This is a genomic window from Streptomyces sp. NPDC028298, from assembly GCF_055565895.1.
Window position 1 is genome coordinate 592,091 of sequence record NZ_JBVHTL010000002.1, and the last position, 16,583, is coordinate 608,673.

Consider the following 16,583-nt stretch of genomic DNA (forward strand, 5'->3'; position numbering starts at 1 on the left):
TACCCCCCCCCCCCCCCCCCCCCCCCCCCCCCCCCCCCCCCCCCCCCCCCCCCCTCCTTCCCCCCCCCCCCCCCCCCCCCCCCCCCCCCCCCCCCCCCCCCCCCCGGGTCGTGTCACGCGCGGGTCAGGTCACGCGTGGTTCAGACGGCCCACCAGACGGTGGTGTCGGCGGGCAGTGTCGCCTGGCCGTCCTGCGACACGGTCACCTCGCCGCTGGCGACGAGCACCCGGCCGTGGGCGGGGACGGTCACGGCCTTGGAGCCGGTGTTCGCGGTGCACACGAAGTCACCGCGCCGGAAGGCGAGGACGCCCTCCGGGGCGGTCAGCCACGTGACGCTGTCGCCCGCGCCGAGGTCGGCGCGCTCGCGCCGCACGGCCAGCGCGTCGCGGTACAGCTCCAGGGTGGAGCCCGTGACGCCGCTCTGCGCCTCGACGCTCAGCTCGGCCCACTCGGCCGGCTGCGGCAGCCAGCTTCCGCCGTCGCCGAAGCCGTACGACGGGCCGGTGCGGGTCCACGGGATCGGCACCCGGCAGCCGTCGCGGAAGCCGTCCTGTCCGGCGCCCCGGAAGAAGGCCGGGTCCTGGCGCGCCTCGTCTGGCAGGTCGACGACGTCGGGCAGGCCGAGCTCCTCGCCCTGGTACACGTAGGCGGAACCGGGCAGCGCCAGCATCAGCAGGCTCGCGGCGCGGGCCCGGCGCAGACCGAGCTCGCGGTCGCCCGCGGTGCGGATCTGGGTGCCGAGGCCGGCCTCGTTGGCGAAGCGGGTGGCGTGCCGGGTGACGTCGTGGTTGGAGAGCACCCAGGTGGAGGGCGCGCCCACGGGACGCATCGCGTCGAGGGTGCGGTCGATCACCGAGCGCAGTTCCTCGGCCTCCCAGTGGGAGCCCAGGTACTGGAAGTTGAAGGCCTGGTGCAGCTCGTCGGGGCGCACGTAGTTGGCGGTGCGCTCGACGGTGGGCGTCCACGCCTCGGCGACGAAGATGCGCTCGCCCGAGTACTCGTCGAGGATCGTGCGCCACTGGCGGTAGATGTCGTGCACGCCGTCCTGGTCGAAGAACGGCATGACATCGTTGCCCAGCAGTTTGAGCTGGTCGTGGCCGCCGAGGTCGGGGAGGCCCTCCGCCTTGACCATGCCGTGCGCGACGTCGATACGGAAGCCGTCGACGCCCATGTCCAGCCAGAACCGCAGGATCGAGCGGAACTCGTCGCCCACGGCCGGGTGTTCCCAGTTGAAGTCGGGCTGCTCGGGCGCGAAGAGGTGCAGGTACCACTCGCCGGCGGTGCCGTCGGGCTCGGTGACGCGGGTCCAGGCCGGGCCGCCGAAGATGGACTCCCAGTCGTTGGGCGGCAGTTCGCCGTCCTCGCCCTTGCCGGGGCGGAAGTGGTAGCGGTCGCGCAGCGAGGAGCCGGGGCCCTCGCGCAGCGCGCGCTTGAACCACTCGTGCTGGTCGGAGGAGTGGTTGGGCACGAGGTCGACGATGATCCGGAGACCCAGGCCGTGGGCGTCGCGGATCAGGGCGTCGGCGTCGAGCAGGTTGCCGAACATGGGGTCGACGGCCCGGTAGTCCGCCACGTCGTAGCCGGCGTCGGCCTGCGGCGAGGCGTAGAAGGGGCTGAGCCACACGGCGTCGACGCCGAGGTCGCGCAGGTACGGGAGTCGGGAACGTACGCCCTCCAGGTCGCCCATGCCGTCGCCGTTGCTGTCGGCGAAGCTGCGCGGATAGACCTGGTAGATCACCGCGTCGCGCCACCAGTCGCGATGCGCGGCGACGGTGGCGAGAACGGAGTTCGGGGCCTGGTCGGCGGAGTGCTGGCTCATGGCGTCCTTGATGCGATGAGGGTCCCCGCTTCCGGGCGCTGCCGGGGGTGGGGAGGAAATCGGGTGTGGGGGCAGGACCCCTGCTCGCGCGAGGCCGGGAGCACGGGGCGGGAGGCGTCGGGGCGGGGGGGATGAGGCGGCCGCGGTACTGGCGGGGTCGGATGGGCACCGCGGCCGCCACCCGCGCGCGCTGAGCGCGCGGGAGTCTGGGCGTTTCGGGGGCGTCCTCGCGGATCAGCCCTTCGTGCCGCCCGCGGTGAGTCCGGTCACCAGGTTCTTCTGCACGAGGTAGAAGAAGGCGGAGACGGGTATCGCGACCAGCACGGCGGTGGCCGCCATGAGGTTGCGCTGCGCGTCGTGCTCGCTGACGAAGCTCTGGAGGCCGACGGCGAAGGTGTACTTCGAGTCGTCCAGCATGAACGTCGAGGCGAAGGCGACCTCACCGAACGCGGTGATGAAGTTGTAGAACGCGGCCACCGCGAGACCCGGCTTGGCGAGCGGCAGGATCAGCCGGAAGAAGGTGCCGAAGGGGCTCAGTCCGTCGACCCGGCCGGCCTCGTCGATCTCGAACGGGATGGTGTCGAAGTAGCCCTTGAGCAGCCAGGCGCTGTAGGGCACCGCCGTCGAGCAGTAGACGAGGATCAGGCCGAAGTAGCTGTCGATGAGCTGCAGGTCCGAGAGGATCTGGTACATCGGCACGATCAGCACGGCGATCGGGAACATCTGGGTGACCAGCAGGACCCACATGAACTTCTTGTAGCCGGGGAAGCGCATGCGCGAGACCGCGTAGCCGGTGGTGGCCGCGACCATCACGCCGATGACCGTGGTGCCGAGCGACACGATGAGCGAACTCTTCATCCACTCGAAGAAGTTCGTGTGCTGGAGCACGAAGGTGTAGTTGTCGAACGTCATCGTGTCCCAGATGCGTCCGGGGTGCAGGTAGTCGTCCTTGTCCGGGCCGAGGGACAGGTAGACGAGCCAGGCGATCGGGAACAGCGCGACCAGGCTCGCGACGGTCAGGATGCCGTGGGAGGCGAGCGAGCCGGCGAGGCTGCGCCGGCCGCGCCCGCGCGCGGGGCGGGGCGGCTCGGCGGACCCGGTGGCCTGGTCGGCCGGAGGCGTCTGCAGTGTGGTGGTGCTCATGGAGACTCCCGCCTCAGATCGCGAGCTGCTGGTCATTGCGGTTCAGCCAGCGGCGGTAGAAGGAGGTGAAGACGATCAGGATGGCCAGCAGCAGCATGCCGTAGGCCGCCGACTGGGCGAAGTCACGCGGCTGCTGTCCGAAGCCGAGGTAGTACGCCCAGGTGACGAGGATCTGCGCGTCCGGCGCGGTGCTGCCGAAGAGCAGGAAGATCACGGCGAACTGGTTGAAGGTCCAGATGATGCCGAGGAGTACGACGGTGGAGCTGACCGACCTGAGGCCCGGCAGGGTCACGAAGCGGAACTGCTGCCACTTGTTGGCGCCGTCCATCTCGGCTGCCTCGTACAGCGTCGCGTCGATGGACTGCAGTCCGCCGAGCAGCGAGACCATCATGAACGGCACACCGCACCAGGTGTTGACCATGATGGCGGCGAAGCGCTGCCAGAAGGTGTCCTCCAGCCAGGAGGGTGCCGGCAGGTGCAGCGCGTCGAGCATGGAGTTGATGATGCCGCCGTCGGCGAGCATGAAGCGCCAGCCGAAGACGGTGACGAAGGTCGGCACGGCCCAGGGCAGCACCAGGATCAGCCGGTAGACCGTACGGCCGCGCAGCTTCTGGTTGAGCAGCAGCGCGAGGCCCAGGCCGACGCAGTAGTGCAGGGCGACGCAGATGACGGTCCAGGCGATGGTCCAGATGAAGTGCGACCAGAAGCGGTCGTACGACGTCGGACCCCACAGGATGTCCTTGTAGTTGTCCAGCCCGATGAACTTGTAGGTGGCGTCGATGTGGTTGACGCCGATCGTGCGGGCCGAGTTGAGGCTGTTGGCGTCCGTGAGCGTCAGGTAGAGGCCCCGAACCAGCGGATAGAGCACCAATCCGCCGAGTACGACGACGACCGGGGCGATCATCGCGTACGCGTACCAGTACTTCTGGTACGAGTGCTTGAGACGCTGCATCCGGCCGGGACGCGGTGCTCGGTCACCGCGGCGCTTGCCGGTCGCGCGGTCGATGGCGACTGTCATGGTTCGACACCTTCTGCAAGATCAGGATTTGGGCGCACACAGCCGGTGGCCGCCGGGTCCGTCCCCCGGTCTCTCGGGGGTCCCCCCGTCCCGACCGAGGTCGGGACGGGGCGGGTCCGGCGGCCACACGGGCTCACTTGCTGAAGTCCGGCACCAGCTTGGCGATGGCCAGCTCGACGTTGCTCAGACCCTTGTCCAGGGACTCCTTGCCACCCGCGATCTTGGGCAGCTCGGTGTCGAGCGGGCCCCACAGCGAGCTGTACTCCGGCAGCGCCGGGCGCGGCTGGGCGGCGGAGAGGACCGTGCCGTAGCCGGCGATGCCCGGGTCGGCCTTGACGGCGTCGGTGTAGGCGTCGTCACGCGTCGGCAGCGTGGAGTTCTTCAGCGCGATGGCGGCCTGGGACTTCGCCGACGTCATGAAGTTGACGAACTTCAGCGAGGCGGCCTGGTGGGCCTTGTCCGAACCGGCGTAGACCGAGAGGTTGTGACCGCCGGTCGGGGCGCCCGCCTTGCCGGTGGAGCCGGCCGGGACGGTGGCGATGCCGAGGTTCGCCTTGTCCGAGAACGCCGAACCCTTGTAGAAGTTCGTGATCTCCCACGGGCCCTGGACGATCGCGGCGACCTTGCCGTTCACGAACGCGTCCTGGATGTGGGCGTAGGCGTCCGCGGTGGTGTCGGCCTTGTGCAGGCCCTTGCCGGAGAAGAGGCCCAGCCAGGTGCCGTACGCCTTCTTCGCGGCGTCGGAGTTCACCGTGATCTTCTTGGCGGAGGCGTCGACGGTGTCGGTGCCCTCGCCGTAGAGGAAGTTCTGCGCGTAGTAGGCCTGGGTCGAGCCCCAGTAGCCGTCGACGCCGGTCTTCGCCTTGATGGTGGCGGCGTCCTTCTTCAGGTCGCTCCACGTCTTGGGCGCCTCGGTGATGCCGGCCTTCTGGAAGAGCGCCTTGTTGTAGACGAGCGCCAGGGTGTCCGTGACGAGCGGCACACCGTAGGTCTTGCCGTCGTACTTGGCCTGCTCGATCAGGTTGGACTTGAACTTGGCCTGGTCCTTCAGGGCCTCGGTGCCGTCGAGGGGCAGGAAGTAGCCCTTCTTCGCGAAGGCCGGGGTCCAGCCGACCTCGGAGCGCAGGATGTCCGGGGCGCCGGAGGCACCGGCGGCCGTGTCGAACTTGTTCTGCGCCTGGTCGAAGGGCACGTTGACGTACTTGACCTTGATGTTCTTGTTGGCGGCCTCGAACTCCTTGACCAAGGCCTTGTACGTCGGCGCCTCATTGGTGGCGTTGGACGTGTCCCACCACGTGATGGTGACCGGCCCGCCGGCCTTGTCGCTGCTGTCACTGCCGCTGCCGCCGCAGGCCGTCGCCGCGAGGGCGAAAGACGCCACCAGCGCACTGGCCGCTATGCCACGCCGCATGAGTTCTCCTTGAGGGTGAAAGCCCGAGTAGGTGGGGAACCGGTCCCGCCCGGTCCCCTTGCCGACTTGCCGACTGCGCCGTTGCGTCCGCCGGGCGACTGGAACGTAACAGCGATGTAAGCGGCGCGAAAGGTCTTGCAGCAAAAAAGTGAAAGACCTAACGACAGTTATGCGGCCGTGACCTGGTGGCGACCGTCCCGAAACCCCGCTACCAGGCCGCTCAGCAGACATACGGACGTCTGTGCAAGACTCTGCAAGCTCTTGCCACGGATGTCGCATACAGGGATCATCGGCCGTCAGTGCCTTGCAGGAGCCACCCCTTCCCGCGCGGCGCACGCACGGGACACCGAGCCGACCAGAACACGAGGGAGCGCGATGACGCAGCAGCCCGGAGCGGGCCGAGCAACCGCCCGCACACGGCGTCTGGTTGGTGGGCAGGGTGAGATGCGACCGGTACAGTCCAATCCTGTGACCACACGGCTTGCCGACATCGCAGCCCAGGCGGGGGTCAGTGAGGCGACGGTCAGTCGCGTCCTGAACGGGAAGCCGGGCGTCGCCGCGACCACACGCCAGTCCGTCCTGGCCGCGCTCGACGTGCTGGGCTACGAGCGCCCGGTGCGCCTGCGGCAGCGCAGCGAGGGCCTGGTGGGCCTCATAACCCCCGAGCTGGAGAACCCGATATTCCCTGCCCTCGCGCAGGTGATCGGGCAGGCCCTGACGCGCCAGGGCTACACCCCGGTGCTCGCGACCCAGACCCCGGGCGGCTCCACCGAGGACGAGCTGACCGAGATGCTGGTCGACCGCGGGGTCGCCGGCATCATCTTCGTCTCCGGCCTGCACGCCGACACCTCGGCCGACATGCAGCGCTACGAGCAACTGCGGGGCCGCGGTGTCCCGTTCGTCCTGGTCGACGGCTTCTCGCCCAAGGTGCAGGCGCCTTTCATCTCCCCGGACGACCGCGCCGCGATGGCTCTCGCGGTCACCCACCTCGCCTCGCTCGGGCACACCAACATCGGACTCGCCCTCGGCCCCAAGCGGTTCGTGCCGGTGCAGCGCAAGATCGAGGGCTTCGTGCGCTCGATGCAGGAGCAGTTCGACCTGAACCCCGCGGACGTCGAGGAGCGACTGGTCCAGCACTCGCTGTACACGCTGGAGGGCGGCCAGGCCGCCGCGAACGCCCTCATGGACCGCCACTGCACGGCGATCGTCTGCGCCAGCGACATGATGGCCCTCGGCGCGATACGGGCGGCGCGCCAGCGCGGCCTGGAGGTGCCCACGGACGTCTCGGTCGTGGGATTCGACGACTCCCCGCTGATCGCCTTCACCGACCCGCCGCTCACGACGGTCCGCAAGCCGGTGCCGGCCATGGGCCAGGCCGCGGTGCGCACGCTGCTGGAGGAGATCGGCGGGACGCCCGCGCCGCACAGCGAGTTCGTGTTCATGCCGGAACTCGTGGTGCGCGGTTCGACCGCTTCCGCCCCCGGGGACCGGAATCGTCCCTGAGCAGGACGCCACATCGCCCCCGAGAAGGATGACAAAGGGGGCGAAGCACTCCCACGGGCGTAGAAAATGCGGCCAGGACCCGACCAGAGCATCATCGGTGAGGGAAGGCTTTTCTGGCAGACTCTGTGCCTATGGGTGATTCGACCGTGACGACACTGGAAGGCCGGGATCAGGCCACTCCACAGCCCGTCGCGGAGGAGAACGCGGGGAACAGACTCCTGCGCCGTATGCGGAGCCCGCGTCGCCCCCGCCTCTGGTTCGAAGTCCTGCTCATCGCCGTGAGTTACTGGACGTACTCACTGATCCGCAACGCCGTGCCGGAGCAGAGACGCGAGGCGCTCCGCAACGCCGACTGGATCTGGCGGATGGAGCACCACCTCGGCATCGCCGTCGAGGAGTCGGTCAACCACGCCGTGAACTCGGTCGGGTGGCTGATCATCGGGATGAACTACTACTACGCGACCCTGCACTTCGTGGTGACGCTGAGTGTCCTGGTCTGGCTGTACCGCTGTCATCCCGGCCGCTACGCGGCGGCCCGTCTCGCGCTTCTCTCCACCACGGTGGTGGCCCTCGTCGGCTACTACTTCTTCCCGCTCGCGCCACCCCGTCTGATGACCGGCAGCACCTTCGTCGACACGGTCACGGTCCACGAGACCTGGGGCTCGATGGCCTCCGGCGACCTGAAACACATGTCCAACCAGTACGCCGCGATGCCGTCCATGCACATCGGCTGGTCCCTGTGGTGCGGGCTGACCGTCTTCGCGCTGGCCAAGGCCCCCTGGGCGCGCATCCTCGGCGTCCTCTACCCGGCGGCCACCCTCGTGGTCATCGTCGCCACCGCCAACCACTTCTGGCTGGACGCGGTGGGCGGCCTGCTCTGCCTCGCCTTCGGCTTCCTGGTCACGCTCCTGTGGTACGGCGCTCTGCCGTACGCGCTGCCGCAGTGGGTCCCGGGGACACGCGGGGCACCGGTCCTGCGGACGACGCAGTGAACACCACCCGCCCCGCCGACGGGCGACCATGCGGCGGTCACGTTCAGTGACCGCCGGGGGCCGCCCCGTAGAACAGTTCGTCCACCACGGCCCGGGCCCGCCGGGTGGTGCGCCGGTAGTCGTCGAGCATGTCCCCGACGTGCCCCGGGTCGTATCCGAGATAGCGGCCCACGGCGGCCAGCTCCCGCCCGTCCGAGGGGAAGGTGTCGCCGGCCCGGCCCCGGACGAGCATCACGGCGTTGCGCACCCGGGTGGCCAGCACCCAGGCCTCGTCCAGCGTCGCCGCGTCCTCCGTCGACAGCAGTCCCGCCGCGCTCGCCGCGGCCAGCGCCTCGCGGGTCCGGGTCGTCCTGAGGCCCGGCTCGGCCCAGCCGTGCCGGAGCTGGATGAGCTGGACCGTCCACTCCACGTCGGAGAGACCCCCGCGCCCCAGCTTGGTGTGCAGGGTCGGATCGGCGCCGCGCGGCATCCGCTCCGACTCCATCCGGGCCTTCAGCCGCCGGATCTCCCGTACGGCCTCCTCGCCCAGGCCCTCCGCCGGATACCGGAGCGGGGCGACGAGCTCGACGAACCGGCTCCCCAGGTCCGGGTCCCCGGCCACGACCTCCGCCCGCAGCAGCGCCTGCGACTCCCACACGAGCGACCAGCGCCGGTAGTAGGCCTCGTACGACTTCAGGGTGCGCACCAGCGGCCCGGACTTCCCCTCGGGCCGCAGATCCGCGTCGATCAGCAGCGGCGGATCCGCGCTGGGGAGCTGGAGCAGCCGCCGCATCTCGGACACGACGGCGTTCGCGGCGCGCGCCGCCTCCTGCTCGTCCACGCCCTCGCGGGGCTCGTGCACGAAGAGCACGTCCGCGTCGGAGCCGTAGCCGAGCTCGTGGCCGCCGAAGCGGCCCATCCCGATGACCGCGAACCGGGTGGGGAGCGTGTCGCCCCAGCCGTCGCGCACCACGGCCCGCAGGGTGCCCGCGAGCGTCGCCGCCGTCAGGTCCGAGACCGCGCCGCCGACGAGATCGACCAGCGCCCCCTGGTCGGCGACGGCCGGCGTCTCCTCGGTCCCGTAGCTGGCGACGATGTCCGTCGCGGCGATGCGGAACAGCTCCCGGCGCCGGACCCCACGGGCAACGGTCACGGCCTGCTCGCCGCCGTCGGCCCGGCGCACCGCGGCGAGGATCTCCTGTTCGAGCTGGGCCCGGCCGCGCGGCTCCAGGCCGCCGCTCTCCCCGTCGCCCAGCAGGGCCACCGCCTCGGGCGCGCGCATCAGCAGGTCGGGGGCGAGCCGGCCCGCCGACAGCACCCGCGCGAGGTTCTCGGCGGCGGCGCCCTCGTCCCTCAGCAGCCGCAGGTACCAAGGGGTCTTGCCCAGTGCGTCGGACACCTTGCGGAAGTTCAGCAGACCGGCGTCGGGGTCCGCGGAGTCCGCGAACCAGCCCAGCAGCACGGGGAGCAGGGTCCGTTGGATGGCGGCCTTGCGGCTGACCCCGGAGGCCAGCGCCTCCAGATGGCGCATGGCGGACGCCGGATCGGCGTATCCGAGGGCGACGAGCCGCTCCCTGGCCGCGTCCGGGCTCAGCCTGGCCTCACCCGGGGCCAGTTGGGCGACCGCGTCGAGCAACGGCCGGTAGAACAGCTTCTCGTGCAGCCGCCGGACCATGGACGCGTGCCGCTTCCACTCCCGGTTCAATTCCTTGACCGGGTCGACGCGCAGCCCGAGCGACCGTCCGATCCGGCGCAGATCGGCCTCGTCCGTCGGCACCAGATGGGTGCGCCGCAGCCGGAAGAGCTGGATGCGGTGCTCCATCGACCGCAGGAAGCGGTAGGCGTCGTCGAGCTGTACGGCGTCGGCGCGCCCCACGTATCCGCCCGCGGCGAGCGCCTTCAGGGCGTCCAGGGTGGTGCCGCTGCGCACGGTCGTGTCGGCCCGGCCGTGCACCAACTGCAGGAGCTGTACGGCGAACTCGACGTCCCGCAGACCGCCGGGGCCGAGCTTCAGCTCCCGTTCGATCTCGGCGGCCGGGATGTTCTCCACGACCCGGCGCCGCATCTTCTGCACATCGGCGACGAAGTTCTCCCTCTCGGCGGCGTGCCACACGAGCGGGGCCAGCGTGGCGACGTACTCCGCGCCCAGCTCCAGGTCCCCGGCGACCGGGCGGGCCTTGAGCAGGGCCTGGAACTCCCAGGTCTTGGCCCACCGCTGGTAGTAGGCGAGATGGCTGCTGAGCGTGCGCACCAGGGGGCCGTTGCGTCCCTCGGGGCGCAGATTGGCGTCGACCGGCCAGATGCTGCCCTCGACGGTCGTCTCCGAGCAGATCCGCATCATGTGCGAGGCGAGCCGGGTGGCCGCCTGCACGGCCTTCCCCTCGTCGGCGCCCTCGGCGGCCTCTCCGACGAAGATCACGTCGACGTCGGACACGTAGTTCAGCTCGTGTCCCCCGCACTTGCCCATCGCGACGACGGCGAGCCGGCACAGCGCGGCGTCCTCGGGCGCGGCGGCGGCGGCGATGGCGAGCGCGGCGCGCAGGGTCGCGGTGGCGAGGTCGGCGAGTTCGGCGGCGGTCTGGGCGAGGTCGGTGGTGCCGCACACGTCGCGCGCGGCGATGGACAGCAGGCAGCGGCGGTAGGCGACGCGCAGCGAGACGGGGTCCGCGGCGCCCGCGAGTCCCCGCTCGAACTCCTCGACCCCGGGATGCAGGTCCCGCGCCTCGTAGGTGACGAGGGCCTGCCAGTCGTGCGGGTGCCGGGCGAGGTGGTCGCCGAGCGCGGCGGAGGCTCCGAGCACCCCGAGCAGGCGGTCCCGCAGCGGCTTGGCGGCGATCAGCGTGTCGAGGAGTTCCCGCTGGGCCGGCGGGCCGTCCTGGGCCTCGACGAGGCGGACGAGTCCGAGCAGCGCGAGGTCGGGGTCGGCGGTGGCGCCCAGCGCGTCCAGGAGCACCGGGTCGGACCGCACGGGTGCCAGTTCGGGCCCCTCCAGGAGCCCCTCGGCCGCCGACGGATCGGTGAAGCCGTGCCGCAGCAGCCGCGTGAAGGTACTGCTCCTGCGCCCCGGCGCCGTCATCCCGGCCTCCTGTCGGATCTCACCGCACGGATCATCGGATCAAGGTCGTGCGAAGCGAGCCTAACCCCGGTCTCCAGGGTGGCGCCCCGCACCGGTCTGGGCTTCTGTGGACAGAGCCATGAGCCGTACGACAAGGGAGTCAAGCCATGGACATGACCCTCGAAGTGATCCTGCTGCCGGTGTCCGACGTGGACCGGGCCAAGGAGTTCTACCGGGACAAGGTCGGCTTCCATGTCGACCTGGACGGGGAGGTGATGGAGGGGGTGCGGATCGTGCAGCTGACACCGCCCGGGTCCGGGTGTTCGATCGCGCTCGTGGACGGGCTCGAGGTCCCGACGGGCACGCCGCGGCCGGGGACGTACCACGGGATGCAGTTGTGCGTGCAGGACGCCGCGGCGGCGTACGAGGAGCTGACCGCCCGCGGCCTCGAGGTCAGCGAGCCGGTCGCGTTCGCTCCGCGGGACGGGGCCACCTTCATGTATTTCAAGGACCCGGACGGAAACGGCTGGGCGATCCAGGAGTACCGCCGCCGGGCGAAGGAGCCCTTGCACCAGGTGCTGGGCCAACTGGCCCGTGATCACTGACGGCAGCAGTTCATCCGATCTTCACCCCTCCGGTTGAGGGGCGTGGGTCGGGGGAATGTTGGCGTGCGCATGCTCTGTCCGCACCGCCACCGTCGTATCTCCCCCCACCGGAGGTCTGAAGTGTCCGGCAGAAACGTGTACACCCGCAGCCGTGCCGTCGTGGCATCCGCCCTCGCCTTCACCGCGGCCGCGGTCGGGCTGTGGACGGGCTTCGCCGGCTCGGCTCCCGCGCACGCCGCGGCCGCGGTCCCGACCCCGGACCACGTCGTCGTCGTGGTCTTCGAGAACCACGCGTACAGCCAGGTGATCGGCTCCTCCAGCGCCCCGTACATCAACTCGCTCAAGACCGGCGGGGCCAACCTCTCCCAGTCGTACGCCGAGACGCACCCGAGCCAGCCCAACTACTTCGCCCTGTTCTCCGGCTCCACCCAGGGCATCACGGACGACAGCTGCTACACCCCCGGCTTCTCCTCCGCCCCGAACCTCGCCTCCGAGCTGATCGCCGCGGGCAAGACCTGGGGCAGCTACAACGAGACGCTGCCCAGCCAGGGTTCGACCACGTGCAGCAGCGGGAACTACGCCCGCAAGCACAACCCCTGGTTCGGCTTCAGCAACGTCCCGACGTCCAGCGCCAAGACCTTCACCCAGTTCCCGACGGACTACACGACGCTTCCGCAGGTCTCCTTCGTGGTCCCGAACCTGTGCAGCGACATGCACGACTGCTCGGTGTCCACCGGTGACACCTGGCTGAAGAACAAGCTGGGCGCGTACGCCACCTGGGCCAAGACCCACAACAGCCTGCTCGTCGTCACCTTCGACGAGGACAACCGGCTCGCCGGCAACAAGATCCCGACCGTGCTGTACGGCCAGCAGGTGACCGCCGGTTCCTCGTCCTCCACCACGTACAACCACTACGACCTGCTGCGCACGCTGGAGGACATGCACGGCCTCTCGCACGCCGGCAACGCCGCCTCCGCCAAGGACATCACGGGCATCTGGACGTCCTGACATGTACCTTGCGGACAGCCGCGCCGGTGCACCGGAGACAGCGGCGGCGTCCGCGGAGAGCGCCGCCCGGCCCCGCGCCGGGCGGCGCCTCACCGCGGTCGGGCCCACGGTGCTGGCGCTCGGCACGGTCAGCCTGATCACCGACGTCTCCTCGGAGATGGTGACGGCCGTGCTCCCCCTGTACCTGGTGGCGAGCCTCGGCCTGTCCCCGCTCGGCTTCGGGCTCCTCGACGGGATCTACAACGGCTTCTCGGCCCTGGTCCGCCTGGCCGGAGGACATCTCGCCGACCGGGGCGGCGGCCGCCACAAGTGGGTGGCGGGCGCCGGATACGCCCTGTCGGCCGTCTGCAAACCGCTGCTCCTGGTGGCCCAGACCCTGACCCCCATCGGCCTGGTCCTCGCCGCCGACCGCACCGGCAAGGGCCTGCGCACCGCGCCGCGCGACGCCCTGATCTCCCTGTCGAGCAGCCCCGAGACCCGCGGCCGCGCCTTCGGCGTGCATCGCGCGATGGACACGGCGGGCGCCCTGCTCGGCCCGCTCGTCGCGTTCCTGATCCTCCGGGCGACCGTCGACGGCTACGACGCTGTGTTCACGGTGAGCTTCTGCGTGGCCGTGGTGGGGGTGCTGGTCCTGGTCCTGTTCGTACCGGGCGGCCCGTCCACGCGGGCCGCGTCCGCGGCGGGGAGGCCGGCCGCGGAGACCACGCCCACGGCTGGGACACCGGCCGGGCGGGACCTGTCCGTGGGGGAGACACCGGCCGCGCGGGCCGCGTCCGCGGCGGGGAGGTCGGCCGCGGAGGCCAAGCCCACGGCTTGGACACCGGCCGGGCGGGACCTTTCCGTGCGGGAGACACCGGCCGCGCGGGCCGCGTCCGTGCCACCGACGCCACCCGGGCGGGGGGCGTCCGTCGCGCAGCCACCTGCCGAGCCCGGCGCCGCCTTGGCCGGCGCCGCCTTGGCCGCCCCCGCCATCACCGCCTCCTCCCCCGCCGAACGGGCCGCGCCCCGTCCCACCCTGCGCGCCGCGCTCGCGCTGCTGCGCCGGCGGGAGCTGCGCGGCATCGCGCTGTGTGCGCTCCTGCTCGGGCTCGCCACGGTCAGCGACTCGTTCATGTTCCTGCTGCTCCAGCGCAGACTCGGGGTGCCGGACCGCTGGTTCGCGCTGCTGCCCGTCGGCACCGCCGCCGCGTTCCTGCTGCTGGCCGTACCGCTGGGCCGACTCGCGGACCGGGCCGGCCGGTGGCGGGTGTTCCTGGCCGGCCACGGCGCCCTGCTCCTCGCGTACGGCCTGCTGCTGACGTCCTGGCACGGTACGGCGCTGCCGTTCGCCGTCCTGTTCCTGCACGGCGGCTTCTACGCGGCGACGGACGGCGTGCTCATGGCCGCGGCCTCCGACAGCGTGCCCGAGGAACTGCGGTCGTCCGGGCTCGCCCTGGTCCAGACGGGTCAGGCACTGGCTCGCTTCGTCTGTTCGCTCACCTTCGGCGCGGCCTGGACGGCGTGGGGGGACCGTACGGCGCTCATGGCGTCCGCCGTGGCACTGGCCCTGTGCACGCTGTTCTCCCTGAGCCTGCGCCCCGTCCGCCGCACCTCTCCGGAAGGCCGCCTCGCATGACGCTGCGCAACCGCATCCTGGTCCTGGTCTCGGCCCTGCTCGTCCTCGCGGGCGTCGCGACGGCCTCCGTGCTGCACGCCTCGGCCCGCGCGGACCGCCGCGACCGGGCGCAGCCGGGCGGCCCGCGGATCACGGCGGGGCCGGTCTCCCTGACCGACTCCCGGCGCCTGGTGTTCCGGAACATGGCGTGGGGCCCGCACCGCGACGAGCTGACGTCCGTCCCGGCGTCCGACCCGTCGGGGCCGCGCGTCGCGTCCAAGGTCAAGTGCCTGCGCTTCTACGCCGCCTCGGGCACCGGGGTGTGCCTCCAGGCGGCGCACGGCGCGGTCCAGGACACCTACCGGGCGGTGATCCTCGACGCCTCGCTGCGCGAGAGGGCCCGCTACGACGTGCCCGGCATCCCGTCCCGGGCCCGCGTCTCGCCCAGCGGTCGGTACGCCGCCTGGACGGCGTTCGTGGGCGGCGACTCGTACGCGGGCACGAACTTCTCCACCCGGGCAGCGATCGTCGACACCCGTACGGGGAGGCTGACGCCGTCCCTGGAGGAGTACCGGGTGGTGAAGGACGGCAGGACCTACCGGTCGGCCGACGTCAACTTCTGGGGCGTCACCTTCACGGCCGACGACCGCGGGTTCTACGCCACGATGGCCACGCGCGGCACGACCTATCTCGTCCGCGGCGACCTGGCCGCCCGCACCGTCACCACCCTGCACACGAACGTCGAGTGCCCGTCCCTCTCCCCCGACGGCACCCGGGTCGCCTTCAAGAAGCGCGTCAAGGGCCTTCCCAAGGACGCCCCCTGGCATCTGTACGTCCTCGATCTGGGCACCGGGCACGAGACGGCGCTCGCCGAGTCCCGCAGCGTCGACGACCAGGTCGTCTGGCGCGACGATCACACCCTCGTCTACGCGCTCCCCGGCGACTACGGCGCCGACCTGTGGACGCTGCCGTCCGACGGCACGGGAAAGCCGCGGCGCGTCAGCACCGCGGCCGTGTCACCCGCGTACGTGGGCTAGGGACTCCCCCCGGCCGGCAGGGAGCGTCAGGACCCGGCGCCGGCGCGGCGACGGCGGACGGCCAGCACCAGGCCGCCGCCGAGGACGGCCGTGGCCGCCGCCGCGGCGGCGAGGACCGGGGTGCCGTCGGAGCCGGTGCTCGCCAGGCTGCCGTCGACGTCACCGGTGGTGGAGCCGGCCGACGTGGAGCCCGTACCGCTCGTACCGCCCGTGCCGCTCGTACCGCCGGAGCCGCCGGAGCCGCCGGTGGACTGGCCCTCGTGGTCGTTGCCGCCGGTGGAGGTTCCCGGGGAGGTGGCGGAGGGCGTCGGGGAGGGGTCCTCCTCGTTGTCGGTGGGGATGGCGACGTGGATCTTGGCCGTGTCATTGGCGGCGTTCTTGTCGAAGTCCGGGTGGATGTCGTAGACGGAGGTCACCTTCACCGAGCCGTCGGTGGTCTTCGTGCCCTTCGCGACGTCCAGCATGAACGTGTACGTGAGGGTCTGGCCGACCTCGATGGTGTGGTCGTCGGGCGTGCAGACGTAGACGGCACGGCCCGGCGTCCCTCCGGGCGCGTTCGGGCCGTCGATCCCGAACGGCGAGCAGTCGTCGGGGACCTGGCTGGCAGTGGTGCCCTTCGGGATCCGCACCATGAGCGCCGGCTGGTCGTCGCTCGTCTGGACCCGGACCCAGCCGGGGCCGTCGTTGCGGAGTCCCACGTTGATGGACTGCTGCCCGCCCGCGAGGGCCTCGGTGTCCTCGCCGAGCGCGACGAGGTCGGCCAAGCTGTCGGCGGTCAGGTCGAGCCGGCGGTAGCTCTCGCTGAATCCCTCGCCCGGAAGCGCGCCCGTGGCCGAGGTGCCGTACTCGACCTCCTCCATCAGCGCCTTGGGCAGCGCCTTGAACCGTACGGGCGTCTCGACCGAGGCGCCGGGCGCGATGACGGTGTCGAGCTCGCAGACGGCCTGCCTGACCTGGTCGGCGATGGTCGAGTAGGTACAGCCCTGCACCTGTTCGGGGAAGTCGAGCCCGCGGGTCAGCCGCACCCGGAAGGTGAAGCCGTCCGCCGCCGCGGTGCCCTTGTTCGTGATGACGACGTTCTTGTCGTACACCTCGCCCGGCTTGGGCGACGCGGTCGCCAGGGTCGACATCTCCAAGGAGGCCTCGCCCGGATCGGCGTACGCCGGGGCCGCGGCAACCGCGGGAACGGCCGCGACGAACGCGGCGGCGGCCACGAAGGCCGCCGGCTTGCGAAGCTGCGAGGTGCGGATGCGCTGGCGCACGGTGGGATCTCCTAGGACGACCGGCCGGACAAGGACCGGAGCTTCTCCGTCCGGCCATGTCCTGGACACCTGAAGGGCGCCGAGGGTTGTACGCGGGTTCGCGAGGAGCAGGGTGGACGGCGCGACGCCCCCCGAATCCGGCGCTGCGGTGATCCG

At 71.3% G+C, this 16,583-nt stretch carries 12 protein-coding genes; 6 read left to right on the top strand and 6 right to left on the bottom strand.

Going from position 1 to position 16,583, the window contains the following annotated elements; genetic code table 11:
* Nucleotides 1-140 precede the first annotated feature (140 nt).
* The 4 genes from ACZ4TO_RS11175 to ACZ4TO_RS11190 form a co-directional block, all read right to left on the bottom strand.
* Entirely contained in the window at nt 141-1,820 is a 1,680-nt protein-coding gene (locus ACZ4TO_RS11175; RefSeq protein WP_382781263.1) for a glycoside hydrolase family 13 protein, read from the bottom strand.
* Between the two features lie 234 nt (nt 1,821-2,054).
* Nucleotides 2,055-2,963 carry a sugar ABC transporter permease gene (locus ACZ4TO_RS11180; protein ID WP_382781266.1) on the bottom strand — a complete coding sequence of 303 codons (909 nt, stop codon included), beginning with the start codon at nt 2,961-2,963 and terminating at the stop codon, nt 2,055-2,057.
* Between the two features lie 13 nt (nt 2,964-2,976).
* Entirely contained in the window at nt 2,977-3,981 is a 1,005-nt protein-coding gene (locus ACZ4TO_RS11185; RefSeq protein WP_382781269.1) for a carbohydrate ABC transporter permease, read from the bottom strand.
* Between the two features lie 133 nt (nt 3,982-4,114).
* Nucleotides 4,115-5,392: an extracellular solute-binding protein gene (locus ACZ4TO_RS11190; protein WP_382781273.1), complete on the bottom strand. Its 1,278-nt coding sequence runs from the start codon at nt 5,390-5,392 to the stop codon at nt 4,115-4,117.
* Between the two features lie 468 nt (nt 5,393-5,860).
* On the opposite strand from ACZ4TO_RS11190, the gene ACZ4TO_RS11195 reads away from it, so the two are divergent.
* Together ACZ4TO_RS11195 and ACZ4TO_RS11200 are read left to right on the top strand one after the other, a co-directional pair.
* Nucleotides 5,861-6,895, top strand: a complete 1,035-nt coding sequence (locus ACZ4TO_RS11195) for a LacI family DNA-binding transcriptional regulator (protein WP_385042103.1) — start codon at nt 5,861-5,863, stop codon at nt 6,893-6,895.
* Between the two features lie 131 nt (nt 6,896-7,026).
* Nucleotides 7,027-7,887 carry a phosphatase PAP2 family protein gene (locus ACZ4TO_RS11200; protein ID WP_468024018.1) on the top strand — a complete coding sequence of 287 codons (861 nt, stop codon included), beginning with the start codon at nt 7,027-7,029 and terminating at the stop codon, nt 7,885-7,887.
* Nucleotides 7,888-7,930: 43 nt separating this feature from the next.
* On the opposite strand, the gene ACZ4TO_RS11205 is transcribed toward ACZ4TO_RS11200, so the two are convergent.
* Nucleotides 7,931-10,942 carry a bifunctional [glutamine synthetase] adenylyltransferase/[glutamine synthetase]-adenylyl-L-tyrosine phosphorylase gene (locus ACZ4TO_RS11205; RefSeq protein WP_468024019.1) on the bottom strand — a complete coding sequence of 1,004 codons (3,012 nt, stop codon included), beginning with the start codon at nt 10,940-10,942 and terminating at the stop codon, nt 7,931-7,933.
* Between the two features lie 146 nt (nt 10,943-11,088).
* Here ACZ4TO_RS11205 and ACZ4TO_RS11210 point away from each other — a divergent pair, with 146 nt between their 5' ends.
* From ACZ4TO_RS11210 to ACZ4TO_RS11225, 4 genes are all read left to right on the top strand, one after another.
* Nucleotides 11,089-11,526, top strand: a complete 438-nt coding sequence (locus ACZ4TO_RS11210; RefSeq protein ID WP_385042105.1) for a VOC family protein — start codon at nt 11,089-11,091, stop codon at nt 11,524-11,526.
* A gap of 120 nt (nt 11,527-11,646) precedes the next feature.
* Nucleotides 11,647-12,534, top strand: coding sequence for an alkaline phosphatase family protein (locus ACZ4TO_RS11215; RefSeq protein ID WP_468024020.1), 888 nt, complete (start codon nt 11,647-11,649; stop codon nt 12,532-12,534).
* A gap of 1 nt (nt 12,535) precedes the next feature.
* Nucleotides 12,536-14,149, top strand: coding sequence for an MFS transporter (locus ACZ4TO_RS11220; RefSeq protein WP_468024021.1), 1,614 nt, complete (start codon nt 12,536-12,538; stop codon nt 14,147-14,149).
* The gene (locus tag ACZ4TO_RS11225; RefSeq protein ID WP_468024022.1) at nt 14,146-15,165 is read left to right on the top strand and encodes a TolB family protein; all 1,020 of its coding nucleotides are present in this window, start codon (nt 14,146-14,148) and stop codon (nt 15,163-15,165) included. Before ACZ4TO_RS11220 ends, ACZ4TO_RS11225 begins: the two co-directional genes overlap by 4 nt.
* A 26-nt stretch (nt 15,166-15,191) precedes the next feature.
* Here ACZ4TO_RS11225 and ACZ4TO_RS11230 read toward each other — a convergent pair whose 3' ends face one another.
* Entirely contained in the window at nt 15,192-16,427 is a 1,236-nt protein-coding gene (locus ACZ4TO_RS11230) for an LPXTG cell wall anchor domain-containing protein (RefSeq protein WP_468024023.1), read from the bottom strand.
* Between the last annotated feature and the right edge of the window lie 156 nt (nt 16,428-16,583).

Bases quoted from the DNA above. Each gene is read 5' to 3' on its own strand.
- ACZ4TO_RS11175 (WP_382781263.1), bottom strand. From the start codon at position 1,820: ATGAGCCAGCACTCCGCCGACCAGGCCCCGAACTCCGTTCTCGCCACC.
- ACZ4TO_RS11180 (WP_382781266.1), bottom strand. From the start codon at position 2,963: ATGAGCACCACCACACTGCAGACGCCTCCGGCCGACCAGGCCACCGGG.
- ACZ4TO_RS11185 (WP_382781269.1), bottom strand. From the start codon at position 3,981: ATGACAGTCGCCATCGACCGCGCGACCGGCAAGCGCCGCGGTGACCGA.
- ACZ4TO_RS11190 (WP_382781273.1), bottom strand. From the start codon at position 5,392: ATGCGGCGTGGCATAGCGGCCAGTGCGCTGGTGGCGTCTTTCGCCCTC.
- ACZ4TO_RS11200 (WP_468024018.1), top strand. From the start codon at position 7,027: ATGGGTGATTCGACCGTGACGACACTGGAAGGCCGGGATCAGGCCACT.
- ACZ4TO_RS11205 (WP_468024019.1), bottom strand. From the start codon at position 10,942: ATGACGGCGCCGGGGCGCAGGAGCAGTACCTTCACGCGGCTGCTGCGG.
- ACZ4TO_RS11210 (WP_385042105.1), top strand. From the start codon at position 11,089: ATGGACATGACCCTCGAAGTGATCCTGCTGCCGGTGTCCGACGTGGAC.
- ACZ4TO_RS11220 (WP_468024021.1), top strand. From the start codon at position 12,536: ATGTACCTTGCGGACAGCCGCGCCGGTGCACCGGAGACAGCGGCGGCG.
- ACZ4TO_RS11225 (WP_468024022.1), top strand. From the start codon at position 14,146: ATGACGCTGCGCAACCGCATCCTGGTCCTGGTCTCGGCCCTGCTCGTC.